9 protein-coding genes and 1 pseudogene are annotated in these 12,828 nt (G+C 72.3%); 1 reads left to right on the top strand and 9 read right to left on the bottom strand.

The genetic code is table 11. The features are described from left to right. Window positions 1-394: pseudogene (locus tag G3I78_RS25485) on the top strand (serine/threonine protein kinase); the annotation flags it as partial. 107 nt (window positions 395-501) lie between these two features. Here the strand turns inward: G3I78_RS25485 and G3I78_RS25480 are convergent. The 9 genes from G3I78_RS25480 to G3I78_RS25440 form a co-directional block, all read right to left on the bottom strand. Beyond that, window positions 502-1,320, bottom strand: coding sequence for an RNA methyltransferase (locus G3I78_RS25480; RefSeq protein WP_164428468.1), 819 nt, complete (start codon window positions 1,318-1,320; stop codon window positions 502-504). Between the two features lie 63 nt (window positions 1,321-1,383). Then, a complete protein-coding gene (gene cobA, locus G3I78_RS25475) occupies window positions 1,384-2,616 on the bottom strand; it encodes a uroporphyrinogen-III C-methyltransferase (protein ID WP_164428466.1) in 1,233 nt (410 codons plus the stop codon). A 176-nt stretch (window positions 2,617-2,792) separates the two neighbouring features. Further along, window positions 2,793-6,725 carry a nicotinate-nucleotide--dimethylbenzimidazole phosphoribosyltransferase gene (gene cobT / locus G3I78_RS25470; RefSeq protein WP_164428464.1) on the bottom strand — a complete coding sequence of 1,311 codons (3,933 nt, stop codon included), beginning with the start codon at window positions 6,723-6,725 and terminating at the stop codon, window positions 2,793-2,795. A 378-nt stretch (window positions 6,726-7,103) separates the two neighbouring features. After that, on the bottom strand, window positions 7,104-8,315 hold the full coding sequence (cbiE, locus tag G3I78_RS25465; protein ID WP_164428462.1) for a precorrin-6y C5,15-methyltransferase (decarboxylating) subunit CbiE: 1,212 nt from the start codon (window positions 8,313-8,315) through the stop codon (window positions 7,104-7,106). 94 nt (window positions 8,316-8,409) lie between these two features. Next, window positions 8,410-9,048 (bottom strand): GNAT family N-acetyltransferase, encoded by a 639-nt coding sequence (locus tag G3I78_RS25460; protein WP_164428460.1) that lies wholly within the window; start codon window positions 9,046-9,048, stop codon window positions 8,410-8,412. A 144-nt stretch (window positions 9,049-9,192) separates the two neighbouring features. Then, complete coding sequence (locus tag G3I78_RS25455) at window positions 9,193-10,023, bottom strand: MetQ/NlpA family ABC transporter substrate-binding protein (protein ID WP_164428458.1); 831 nt, start codon at window positions 10,021-10,023, stop codon at window positions 9,193-9,195. A gap of 55 nt (window positions 10,024-10,078) precedes the next feature. Further along, window positions 10,079-10,804 (bottom strand): methionine ABC transporter permease, encoded by a 726-nt coding sequence (locus tag G3I78_RS25450; protein ID WP_164428456.1) that lies wholly within the window; start codon window positions 10,802-10,804, stop codon window positions 10,079-10,081. After that, window positions 10,801-11,832, bottom strand: coding sequence for an ATP-binding cassette domain-containing protein (locus G3I78_RS25445; RefSeq protein ID WP_164428454.1), 1,032 nt, complete (start codon window positions 11,830-11,832; stop codon window positions 10,801-10,803). The genes G3I78_RS25450 and G3I78_RS25445 overlap by 4 nt, the downstream gene beginning before the upstream one ends. Before the next feature lie 288 nt (window positions 11,833-12,120). Beyond that, window positions 12,121-12,771, bottom strand: coding sequence for an HAD family hydrolase (locus G3I78_RS25440; protein ID WP_164428451.1), 651 nt, complete (start codon window positions 12,769-12,771; stop codon window positions 12,121-12,123). Between the last annotated feature and the right edge of the window lie 57 nt (window positions 12,772-12,828).

The following is a 12,828-nucleotide window of genomic DNA, read 5'->3' as shown; positions in this document are numbered from 1 at the left end:
CCCCTCCCGCACCGGCGGCGGTCCCGCGCGCGGGACCGGTGCTCCCCCGCCCCGTTCCGGCGGCCCCCGCTCCGCGCCGGGCACCCGCAACACGACCCGTTCCGGCAGCGGCAGCCGACCCGCGCCCCGCAGCGGTACCGGCCGCCCCGCCCCCAGGAACACCGGCACCGGACGCCGTCCCGCGAATCCGCGGCTGCTCCGGCAGCGGCTGTTCGTCTTCGTCGTGGTGACCCTGCTGGTGGCGCTCGGCATCGCCGCGGCCCAGGGCTGCGAGGGACCGTCGCGCGGACTCGGCGGCGACAGCGGCGTCGTACGGGATCAGCGGCACGGGCAGGTGCACACGCCGTCGGACCACGCGCCGCGGCAGCGGTCGGCGGGCGACGGCACCGACTGAGGCCTCCCACCTACGGGCCCGGCCCCGGTCTCCCTCTTACGGGCCCGGCCAAGGTCTCCCCCTGGCGGGTCGACCAAGGTCTCGCCCTCATACGGCCCGCCCCGGGTTCAGCCCTGCGGTCGCCCCGTCGCCACCGCGTAGAAGGCGACCGCGGCCGCCGCGCCCACGTTCAGGGAGTCGACGCCGTGGGCCATCGGGATGCGGACCCATTCGTCGGCGGCGACCAAGGCCTGGGTGGTGAGGCCGTCGCCCTCGGCGCCGAGCATCAGGGCGACCCGGTCCATCTTGTGCGGGGCGGCCTCGTCGAGGGTCTTGGCCTTGGCGTCGGGGGTGAGGGCGAGGAGGGTGAAGCCGGCCTCGCGGACCGACTCCAGGCCCTTGGGCCAGGTGTCGAGACGGGCGTAGGGCACCGAGAAGACCGCGCCCATCGAGACCTTGACGCTACGGCGGTACAGCGGGTCGGCGCAGTCCGGTGACAGCAGGACCGCGTCCATGCCCAGGGCCGCCGCAGAGCGGAAGATCGCGCCGATGTTGGTGTGGTCGTTCACGGATTCCATGACCACGACCCGGCGGGCGGTCTGGAGCAGCTCGGCCGCCGTGGGCAGCGGTTTGCGCTGCATGGAGGCGAGGGCGCCGCGGTGCACGTGGTAGCCGGTGACCTGTTCGGCGAGTTCCGGGCTGACGGCGTACACCGGGGCGGGGAGTTCGTCGATGACGTCGCGCATGACGTCGACCCACTTGGCGGACAGCAGCATGGAGCGCATCTCGTAGCCCGCGTCCTTGGCCCGCCGGATGACTTTCTCGCCCTCGGCGATGAACAGGCCCTCGGCGGGTTCGCGTTTGCGGCGCAGTTCGACGTCGGTCAGGCCCGTGTAGTCGTGCAGGCGCGGGTCGTCGGGGTCATCGACGGTGATGAGATCGGCCACAGGGTGATACTGCCTTGTCCTGGGTGTGGTGCCAACGGCTTGGGAGGGGTGTGTTACCCCGGGTTACGCCAATGTCTTCGGGCCTACGGCGACGACCTCGCCGATGACGATGACCGCGGGGGGCTTCACGCCCTCGGCGCGGACCACGTCGGCGACCGTCGCCAGGGTCGCGTCGACCCGGCGCTGGGCGGCGGTGGTGCCCTCCTGGACCAGCGCGACGGGCAGGTCGGGGGACTTGCCGTGCGCGACGAGCGTCTCGGCGATCCGGCCGATCTTGTCGACGCCCATCAGGATCACCAGCGTGCCGGTGAGCTTGGCGAGCGAGGGCCAGTCGACCAGGGAGCGCTCGTCGTCGGGGGCCACATGCCCGCTGACCACGGTGAACTCATGGGCGACCCCGCGGTGGGTGACCGGGATGCCGGCCGCGCCCGGGACCGAGATGGAGCTGGAGATGCCGGGGACGACGGTGCAGGGGATGCCGACGTCGGCCAGCGCCTGTACCTCCTCCATGCCGCGGCCGTAGACGAAGGGGTCCCCGCCCTTCAGCCGTACGACCGACTTGCCCTGCTTCGCGTGCTCGATCAGGGCGTTGTTGATGGCCTCCTGGGCCATGTAGCGGCCGTAGGGGATCTTCGCCGCGTCGATCACCTCGACGTGCGGCGGGAGTTCGGCGAGGAGGTCGCGGGGGCCGAGGCGGTCGGCGATGACCACGTCGGCCTCGGCGAGGAGGCGGCGGCCGCGGACGGTGATCAGGTCCGGGTCGCCGGGGCCGCCGCCGACAAGCGCGACGCCGGGGGTGCGGGTGCGGTGGTGGGGGGCGACCAGGGTGCCGTCGCGCAGGCCCTCGACGACCGCGTCGCGGATGGCGGCGGTGTGGCGGGGGTCGCGGCCCTTGGCGTCCGTGGTGAGCACGGCGACGGTGACGCCCTCGCTGTGGCCCGTCGCCGGGGTCCAGGCGGTGGCCGCGTCGGCGTCGTCGGAGCGGACGCACCAGACGCGGTGTCGCTCGGCCTCGGCGGAGGCCAGGGTGTTCGCCTGCGTGTCACCGGTGGCGATCAGCGCGTACCAGGCGCCTTCGAGGTCGCCCTCCTCGTACGGCCGCCGCTGCCAGCTGATCTCGCCCGCGTCCGCCATCGCCTCGACGGAGGGGGTGACCTCCGGGGAGACGAGAAGGATCTCCGCGCCCGCCGCGATGAGGGCCGGGAGGCGGCGCTGGGCCACCTGGCCGCCGCCGAGGACGACGACCTTGCGGCCGGTGAGGCGGAGGCCTACGGGGTAGGCGGGGTTCTCGGCCATGAGGGGCGGCTCCTCTTTACGGCAGTGCAGTGGCCCTGACGTGCGAATTTTACGGGGTGGGCGGGGAGGACGGCGCGGGTGTCCGGTGGCTGGGCTTCGTCGCCCGGGCGGGAGAGGGACACGGCGACACAGGCGAGGGGGCTCGGGGACGGCGTCCCCGAGCCCCCTCCTCGCGGCTACTTCTCGGTGACCCCTGCGGAGTCGAAGGTCGCCACCTCGTGCATCGCCCGGGCCGTGCTCTGGACCAGGGGAAGGGCCAGCAGTGCGCCCGTGCCCTCGCCCAGGCGGAGGTCGAGGTCGACCAGGGGGCGCAGGCCGAGTTTGTTGAGGGCGGCCACGTGGCCGGGTTCCGCGCTGCGGTGGCCCGCGATGCAGGCCGCGAGGACCTCGGGGGCGATGGCACGGGCGACCAGGGCGGCGGCACCGGCGCTGACGCCGTCCAGGATGACCGGGGTGCGCAGGGAGGCTCCGCCCAGCAACAGGCCCACCATCGCGGCGTGTTCGAAGCCACCGATGGCGGCCAGTACGCCGATGGGATCGGCCGGGTCCGGGCTGTGGAGCTCGATCGCGCGGCGGACGACCTCGGTCTTGCGGGCGAGGGTCTCGTCGTTGATGCCGGTGCCGCGACCGGTGACCTCGGCGGGGTCGGTGCCCGTGAAGACCGAGATCAGAGCGGCGGACGCTGTGGTGTTCGCGATGCCCATCTCACCTGTGAGGAGGGCCTTGTTGCCGGCGGCGACGAGGTCGCGGGCCGTCTCGATGCCCACCTCGATGGCCTGCTTGGCCTCCTCGCGGCTCATCGCGGGACCGGTGGTCATGTCCGACGTGCCGGCCCGGATCTTGCGGGGCAACAGCCCGGGCGTGGCCGGGAGTTCGGCCGCGACGCCGACGTCCACCACGCACACCTCGGCGCCCACCTGACCGGCGAAGGCGTTGCAAACTGCGCCGCCGCCGAGGAAGTTGGCGACCATCTGGGCCGTCACCTCCTGCGGCCAGGGGGTGACGCCCTGGGCGTGCACACCGTGGTCGCCGGCGAAGATCGCGACGGCCGCGGGCTCCGGGATCGGCGGCGGGCACTGCCGCGAAAGCCCGGACAGCTGGGCGGAGATGATCTCCAGCATGCCGAGCGAACCCGGCGGCTTCGTCATCCGCTTCTGCCGCTCCCAGGCCTCGCCGAGCGCCTTGGCGTCCAGCGGGCGGATCTGCGCGACGGTCTCGCCGAGCAGGTCGTGCGGCTCCTCGCCGGGCAGGGCGCGACGGCCGTACGTCTCCTCGTGCACGACCCACGACAGCGGGCGCCGCTTGGACCAGCCGGCCTGCATCAGCTCGGGCTCGTCCGGGAACTCGTCGACGTACCCGACGCACAGGTAGGCGATGACTTCGAGGTGCTCGGGCAGCCCCAGCGCGCGGACCATCTCGCGCTCGTCGAAGAAGCTGACCCAGCCGACGCCCAGGCCTTCGGCGCGGGCGGCGAGCCAGAGGTTCTCGACGGCGAGCGCGGCGGAGTACGGGGCCATCTGCGGCTGGGTGTGCCGGCCGAGGGTGTGGCGGCCGCCGCGCGTGGGATCGGCGGTGACGACGATGTTCACCGGGGTGTCGAGGATGGCCTCGATCTTCAGTTCCTTGAACTGCTTGGCCCGGCCCTTGGGCAGCGACTTGGCGTACGCGTCGCGCTGGCGCTGGGCGAGTTCGTGCATCGCGCCGCGGGTCTCGGCGGAGCGGATGACGACGAAGTCCCAGGGCTGCGAGTGGCCCACGGAGGGCGCGGTGTGCGCGGCCTCCAGCACCCGGAGCAGCACCTCGTGCGGGATCGGGTCGCTGCGGAAGCCGTTGCGGATGTCCCGGCGCTCCCGCATGACCTTGAGAACGGCCTCGCGCTCGGCGTCGTCGTAGGCGGGCGCGGCGGGACCCGTGGACTGGCGTGCTTCTTCCACGGGGGCCGTGCTCACTTCTTCCTGGACCTGCTGGACGTGCTGGTCTCCCTGGACCTGCTGGACGTCCTGGTCTTCCTGATCGGCCGCTCTGGTGTCCAAGTCGTCGGCCTGCTGTACGAGTTCGGCGTCGGCGTCGGCCTCGCGGGGGGCCGGGACCACCGGCTGCTGTCCGTCGTCCACGGGCAGCCGCAAGGGGTGCGGCGGGGTCGGCGCGAGGTGCGGGGTGGTCGGCACCTGACCGTCCACGGGCACGAACTCGCCGAGCGGCTGGCCCGGTTGAGGCTCGGTGGGCACCCCGGCGGGCAGCACCACGGGCACCTCGGCGGCTGCGGCGTCGGCGAACTGCGGCTGGGCGTCGGGAAGTTCGGCGGGCAGCGGCTGCGGGCCCTGCGGCGCCTGGTCCGGGATGGCCGTGACGTCCTCCGGTGCGGTGGGGGCCGACAGGGGCTGCGCTTCGGGGGCCGGGTCCATCGGCTGTACGTCGACGGCGGCCGGCTCCGCGGCGACGGGCTCGGCGGAGTCCGGGGCCGGGAGGAGGTGGGGGTCCTGCGGGCCCGCTACGGGCAGGGTGTCCGGGGCGGACTCCTGGGCCTGCTCCGGGGCCGGTACCGGCTGCTCGGCCTGCGGCTCGGGAAGCGGGGCGGCGACGGCGTCCTCGGCGGGGACCTCCGTGGGCTGCGGGGCCTGCTCGGGCTCCACCGCCTCCGGGAGGGCTACGGCTTCGGGGGCATCCGGGGCGGACTCGGCGACGGGCATCTCACCGGGGAGCGCGGCTTCCGGACCGGCGAGTTCCGCAGCGAGGGGCGCGGCTTCCTCGGTCGGCGGTGCGGCTTCCGGAGTGGCGACGGCGCCCTCGGACTCGGGCAGCGCGTCCGTCTCCTCGGCGGCGACGGGTTCCTCAGCAGCGGCCAGCACCTGAGCGGCGTCCGTCTCCGCAGACAGGCCCGCGTCCTCGACAACGACCGTTTCCGGCACGTCGGCGGCCTGCGGGGCCTCCTCGGCATCAGCGACCTGGCCGTCCGTGGGCGACTCGGCTCCGGCGATCTCCACCTCTGGCACGACAGCCTCGGCGACCGGCTCCACGACCTCGGGAGCAACGGCATCCGGAACAGCGGCCTCGGGAGCGGGCGTCCCCTCGACAGCCACGGCCTCCGGCAGGGGCTCCTCCGCAGCGGGAGCGGCCTCGGCCACGTCTCCAGCCTGTACGTCCTCGGTCACCGGCACGGCTTCGGCGGCCTCGGCGGCGTCCTCCGCCACGACCTGTGCCGCGTCCGCCACGACCTGTGCCGCGTCGAGCGCGACGCCCTCCCCCGGCACCTCACCCAAGGCAGCGTCCGGCACGGACCCGTCCCCCGGCACCTGCCCCGCGCCCAGGTCGGCTCCCTCGACCGACCCCTGCTCGGCAGCCGGATCCACGGCGGCGACAGGCACAGACCCGTCCCCCGAGTCGCCCCCGTCCTCCAGAACCTGCCCGGTTCCAGGAGCGGGCACCTCGGCGGGCTCCGGGGCGTAGGCCCCCTCGGCGGCCACCGGCGCCTCCGTCGGCACCTCGTACCCCGCGGCGCCGGCCTCGGACGCCAGCCGGGCCACCGCGGCCTGCGCGGCGCCCACCGGCTCCGGGGCCGGAACAACCGTTTCGGCAGCCTGGGCCACCGTGCTCACCGGCGTCTGGACGGCGGCCTGGGAGGGCGCGCCCCACGGGACCGCGCCCTGCGGCTGGGGGGCGTCGAAGTACTCGGTGCCCGGCGCGGCCACGGCGGGCTGGCGTACCGGCGCGCCCGCGGGGCCGCGGTCGGCGAGGGAGCGGACCGGGCTCGCGGAGGCGTCGGGGATCGGCGGGCCGAGGTGCAGGGGCCGACGGGGCGTGATGGGCGGGATCGGCGTCGACGGGGCCCGGGCCGTGCGGACCGCGCTGAGGTCGTGCGCGCCGCTGTCGCGCCCGGACATCTCGTGCGGGCCGGGCTCGTGGACGGCGTCGACGACCGGCTCCGGTGCGGGCGGGGCGACCTCGTTGCCCCAGGGGCTCTGGGCGCCCGGCAGCAGCAACAGGTCTTCGTCCTCGGCGGTGGTCTCGGAGAGGTAGGTGTACGCACCCGGCGCGGGGACGCCCGGCTGTTCCACCATGCCTGCGTTCTCCGGCAGTCCCTCGCCCGGGACCTGGCCGGTGTCGGTCATGCGTACCCCTCGCCCATCGGTTAGTGCTTCTACGACCAGCTCACCGGGGACGGCGCACCGACCGCCCCCGTAGTGAAGAACGAGCGTGCGTGCCCAGCGGCACGAACGGCCCGCCGAGAAAGACGACAAAGCCATTAACTGGCATTGTCCCGGCCGTTCGGCCGTCGCGACAGCTTGATCCGCGACGGTCTGCTGTGGACTGCGCCACGTTGCGCGTCCTCCGGTTCCGCCGTACCACACCTGCCCCAAAACGGGCGCGCTTTCCGGACATTGACGAACGAAGTGCCGGTCCACCCGGTGCGGTACAACGGTCGGCCAGCCTACCGCGAGCAGTACGACAACAGGATCACCGGGACGGTGATCCGAGGGCCGACAGGGTCAGGCCGTACGGTCCGGGAGAACCCCGCTGAGCAGGAACGCGACACTCCGTTCCGTCTCCGTCCAGGCCCTGGTGTCGAGTTCGACGGACTGGAGGAGGGCGCACTCGACCCGGTAGCCGTGCTCGGTGAGGTCCCGGCCGAGGAGTTCGGCCTCGTCACGGGTGGCCGCGTGGGCGACGATGCGCTGCGGACGCCGGTCCGCGACCGCGGAGACCACGGCGAGGCCCCCGCCGCCGACACGGACGACGTCGGGCTCGGGGAGGTTCTCCAGGACGTGCGGGGCGATGCCGGGGACGATCTGGAGCTGGAGTCCGAAGGCGCGCGCGTTGGCCTCGGTGCGCTCGCAGGCCCGCAGATCGCGGTCGACGGCGATGACGGCGGCCCCGGCCCGGGCGGCCTCGGTGGCGAAGGCGCCGCTGCCGCAGCCGATGTCCCAGACCAGGTCCCCGACGCGCGGGCCGAGCCGGGCGAGTTGGGCCGCGCGGAGCGGTTCCAGTTCGCCTTCGCCCATGAGACCGCCGTACGCCTCGGCGGGCAGGGTCCAGCCGCGCGGGGCCGCGGACGGGTCACGGCCGGCGATCCAGCCGCCGCCGTCCGTCACGGTGGCGGTTCCGCCGATGACGATCACGAGGTTGGGGTCGCGCCAGGTGTGGTCGGCGGCCTTGTCGGAGGTGACGACGGTGACCTGCTCGCGGTCGGTGCCCAGTTCCTCGCAGATGACGAAGGTGCGGTGGACGCCCTCCATCAGCAGGCCGAGTTCGGCGGGGCCCGCGCCGGGTGAGGTGAGGACGGCGACCTTGGTGTGGGCCCGGCACACGTTCACCGCGCGTCGCAGGGTGCGCCGGTGTGCGACGACCACCTGGGCGTCGTCCCAGGCCATACCGGCGCGGGCGAAGGCGGCGGCGACCGAGGAGACCCCGGGGACGACCTCGACCTCCAGGCCGAACTCGGGTGCGCGCAGGGTCCGTACGACTCCGAAGAACCCGGGATCGCCGTCGGCGAGCACGACCGCGGTGCCGCGGTGGCCGGTGATGCGGCGGGCGGCGAGGGCGACGCTGCCGAGGCGGATGCGCTCGGCGGCGGGCGGCACCTCGGGGAGTGCCAGGTGGTGCGCGGCGCCCGCCACGAGCGTGGCGGCGCCGAGGGCGGCGCGTGCCGCGGCGGTCAGCGGCGAGCCGTCCCAGCCGATCACCGTGACCCGGTCGGCCATCTTCTCTCAGTCTCCAGGAGTGTGCGCAGGTGGTCGTCGGGAGGTTACCCGGTACGACGGGGAAGCGCTTTCGTCGGGCTGGGACGGGATCCGGTCAGTTCCAGTCCGAGTACGTCGTGAAGTCACCGCTGTCGGCCAGCTGCTCGCCCGCACCCTCGATGTCCTCGGGCAGCAGGCTCCACACGATGAAGTCGGTGCGGACGTCGGTCCAGGTGCCGTCCTCGGTGCGATGGTGCGCTATGCAGGCGTTGCGCAGGACGCCCTCGCTGATGCAGCCGATCTTCTGGGCGACCTGCTGGGACGCGGTGTTGTCGGCCGCCGTGCGCAACTCGATGCGCTCGAGCTTCTGGTCGCCGAAGAGCCACTGCGCGGTGGCGAGCGCCGCCTCGGAGGCGTACCCCTCGCCGCGGGCCCAGGGGGCGATGATGTACGACAGCTCGGTGGACCGGACGTGCCAGTTGGTCCTGGCGAGCTGGACGATGCCGACCAGGCGCTGGGTGAGGAACTCGGTGACGGCGAGGTCGATTCCGCGGCCCGCCTCGCGTTCGGTGGGCGCGTACTCGGTGATCCAGCCGCGCGCCTGCTCCTCGGTGTAGGGCTGGGGGACGTCGGTCCAGGCCCCGACCTGCTCGTCGTTCATCATCTCGGCCAGCGCGGGCACGTCGTCCTCATCGAGAGGACGCAGCACCAACCGCTCCGTGCTGATGGAGATGTTGGGGAAGGTGCCAGTCATGCGCCGCTCCGTAATCGTCGGAAACCTTCAGGGCCTGCGAACTGCCCAGCATGCAGCATGGAGGCACGCGACCGCACCACAGGGTCCACTCCATGTGACGGAGCGGACCCTGTCCGCTGTGGCCGTGTCTCAGAAGGACGTCTCTCAGAAGGAGGCGATGACGGAGCCGTCGTACTTGTCCTCGATGAACTTCTTGACCTCGGCGGAGGTGAGGAGCTTCGCGAGCTTCTCGACCCGCGGGTCGTCCTCGTTGCCGTCCTTCACCGCGAGGAAGTTGCCGTACGGGTTGTCCTTGGCGGACTCCAGCACGAGGGCGTCGTCGGCGGGCTTGAGGTCGGCCTCGATGGCGTAGTTGCCGTTGATGACGGCCGCGTCGACGTCGTCCAGGGAGCGCGGGGTCTGGGCCGCCTCCAGCTCCTTGAACTTGAGGTTCTTCGGGTTCTTCGCGATGTCCGAGGGGGTCGCCTCGTTGCCCACGCCGTCCTTGAGGGTGATGATCCCGTTGGCGTCGAGGAGCTTGAGGGCACGGGCCTCGTTGACGCTGTCGTTCGGGACGGCGATCGTCGCACCGCTCTTGAGGGCGTCCGCGCTCTTGACCTTGTTGGAGTAGAGGCCGAGCGGCTCCAGGTGGACCGTGACGACGGGCACGATGTGGGTGCCGTTCTTCTTGTTGAAGTCGTCGAGGTACGGCTGGTTCTGGAAGTAGTTGGCGTCGACCGAGCCGTCCTCCGTCGCCGTGTTCGGCGTGACGTAGTCGGTGAACTCCTTGACCTCCAGGTCGAGTCCGGCCTTCTTCGCCAGGTTCTCCTTGATGTAGTTCAGGATCTCGGCGTGCGGGGTCGGGCTCGCGGCGACGACCAGCGGGCCGCTGGTGTCGGAGGCGGAGTCCGAGCCGGACGAACCGCAGGCGCCGAGGCCGAAGGTGAGGGCTCCGGCGGCGAGGACGGCGGTGGTGAGCTTTGCGGTGTTACGCACGAAAAGTGCCTTTCCTTTTGGGTGCAGCGATCCCGCGAAGGGTGTGCGGGGTGTCTCAGACGGTCTTGGTGTCCGCCGTCGCGGCCTTCAGCAGCCGCAGTCTCGGCGCCGGGCCCGATGTCCCGCCCCGGCTGTGCAGCGAGCGGGCCGCGTAGTCGCCGGCGAACTGGATGAGCGAGATGACGACGGCGAGGATCGCGACGGTGATCCACATGAGCTGGGTCTCGAAGCGCTGGTAGCCGTAACGGATGGCGATGTCGCCGAGGCCGCCCGCGCCGACCGTGCCTGCCATCGCGGAGTAGCCGATGAGGGCGACGATCGTGGTGGTGGTGCTGGCGATCAGCGAGGGCAGCGCCTCCGGTACGAGGACCTTGCGGACGACGGTCCAGGTGTTGCCGCCCATCGACTGCACGGCCTCCACGAGCCCGCCGTCCACTTCCCGGACAGCCGTCTCGACCAGGCGCGCGAAGAACGGGATGGCCCCGATGGCGAGCGGCACGATGGCGGCCTCGCGGCCGATGGTCGTGCCGGTGATCGAGCGGGTGAAGCCCATCAGCGCGACCATCAGGATGATGAACGGCATCGAGCGGGCGACGTTCACGACCTGCCCGATGACCTTGTTCGCGACGACGTTCTGGAGGAGCCCGCCCCGGTCGGTGAGGACGAGGAGGACGCCGAGCGGAAGGCCGCCCACGACGGCGATGACCGTGGACCAGCCCACCATGTAGAGGGTGTCCCAACACGCCTGCTCCAGCAGGGGCTGCATCTCGGACCAGGTCACTTGGCACCTTCCTTCACCAGCTGGGGCTCACCGACGACGTCGATCTGGAGGCCCTGCTCGCGCAGGAAGCCGACCGGTACGACGTTGTCCTCGTAGCGGCCGGGCAGTTCGATGCGCATCCGGCCGACCTGGAGGCCGCCGACGGTGTCGATGGCCGCGCCGAGGATCGAGATGTCGATGTTGTAGGTGCGGGACAGCTGGGAGATGACCGGCTGGGTGGCCGCCTCGCCCTGGAAGGTGACGTCGAGGACGGTCCGGTCCTCGCCGGTGGCCTCGCCGCCGACGGGGAAGAGGGCGGAGGCCAGCTCGGAGCCGGGGGTGGCGAGCAGTTCGCTGACCGTGCCGGACTCGACGACGCGGCCGTTCTCCATCAGGGCGGCCGAGTCGCAGATCGACTTCACGACGTCCATCTCGTGGGTGATGAGCAGGACGGTGAGCCCCAGCTGCCGGTTCAGGTCGCGCAGCAGCTGGAGGATCGAGCGGGTGGTCTCCGGGTCGAGGGCGCTGGTGGCCTCGTCGGAGAGCAGGACCTTGGGGTCGCCGGCCAGGGCGCGGGCGATGCCGACGCGCTGCTTCTGGCCGCCGGAGAGCTGGGCCGGGTAGGCGCCCGCCTTGTCGGCGAGTCCGACCAGGTCCAGCAGTTCGAGCGCCTTGCGGGAGCGCTCCTTGCCGGACTTCCCGAGGATCTCCAGGGGCAGCTCGACGTTGTCCTGGACGGTCCGGGTGGACAGCAGGTTGAAGTGCTGGAAGACCATGCCGATACGGCTGCGCGCCCGCCGCAGTTCCCGGCCCGCGCGCGGTCCGCGTCCGGCCAGGGCGGTGAGGTCCTGTCCGGCGACCGTGACCGTGCCGGCGGTGGGACGCTCCAGCAGGTTGACGCAGCGGATGAGGGAGGACTTGCCGGCACCGGACTGGCCGATGACGCCGTACACCTCGCCCTCGCGGACATGGAGATCGACGCCGTCCAGGGCGGTGACCTCACGGCCGCGCGAGCGGTAGACCTTGGTCAGGCCTGTTGTCGTGATCACTGGGTTTCCGTCACTGTCGAGTACGCGGGCGTGGGTGTGCCCTGGTACGGGAGGGAAGTCGTGCGCGGGCACAGGGGTCTCGTACGGCGTTCAGCGCGTACGGACGTGCCAGGGGGGTGCGAAGGCCTCTAGCAGGCGCACATTCGACACATACAACGAGCACCGGGCGTCATGGTCGCCTCGGTCGCAAGGGTGCGGCAGCTCGTCGTGGTCATGCGATCAGTAAAGCAGAAGTATGGGAGTGACCAAGAACCGCTGTCCGTATGACGGACAGCGGTGGACAGGCCGTCAGGCGCGGTCGGAGATCTCCACTCCCCCGTCGGTGACCAGCACCGACAGGGCCGACAGGTCCTCGACGACGAGATCGGCGTCGAGCTCGTGGGCCTGGTGGGTTGTGGTCAAGGCCACGGTGGTCATACCGGCGGCGCGACCTGCGCGCAGACCCGCGGGAGCGTCCTCGAGGACGACACAGCGGGTCGGGTCGACACCGAGTTCCCTGGCCGCGAGGAGGTAGGGCTCGGGGTCGGGCTTGCCGCGGGTGACGTCGTCGGCGGCGATCAGCGTCTTGGGCAGGATGCCGACCGCTTCGAGGCGGGCCTCGGCGAGACGGCGGGTGGCGGAGGTGACCACGGCCCAGCGGTCGGCGGGCAGCGCGCCGAGGAGAGCCTTGGTGCCGGGCAGCAGGTGGACACCGCCGTTGGGCACGTCCTCCACCTCCAGCAGCTCGATCCTCGCGACCGCCTCCGGTACGACGTCGGCGGGGAGCAGGTCGGCGGCTATCTCGACGGCGGGGCGGCCGTGCAGTTCGACCCGCGCGAAGGCCTCGGCGGTGATGCCGTACTCCTCGGCCCAGCGCGTCCAGCAGCGGTGGACGGATTCGAGGGAGGAGACGAGGGTTCCGTCGTTGTCGAACAGGAGGGCTTCGGCATGGATCTTCATGGCTTCGACCCTACGGTGCCGGGTGGGGGCGGCGGCATCAGGCCTTTTGGGCCGTAA

Source organism: Streptomyces sp. SID13726, assembly GCF_010548375.1.
Classification (GTDB): domain Bacteria; phylum Actinomycetota; class Actinomycetes; order Streptomycetales; family Streptomycetaceae; genus Streptomyces.
This window is presented reverse-complemented; position numbering and strand designations above follow the sequence as displayed.

Coding starts and splice junctions, on each gene's coding strand:
- cobA (WP_164428466.1), bottom strand. CDS start 2,616: ATGGCCGAGAACCCCGCCTACCCCGTAGGCCTCCGCCTCACCGGCCGC.
- cobT (WP_164428464.1), bottom strand. CDS start 6,725: ATGACCGACACCGGCCAGGTCCCGGGCGAGGGACTGCCGGAGAACGCA.
- cbiE (WP_164428462.1), bottom strand. CDS start 8,315: ATGGCCGACCGGGTCACGGTGATCGGCTGGGACGGCTCGCCGCTGACC.
- G3I78_RS25460 (WP_164428460.1), bottom strand. CDS start 9,048: ATGACTGGCACCTTCCCCAACATCTCCATCAGCACGGAGCGGTTGGTG.
- G3I78_RS25440 (WP_164428451.1), bottom strand. CDS start 12,771: ATGAAGATCCATGCCGAAGCCCTCCTGTTCGACAACGACGGAACCCTC.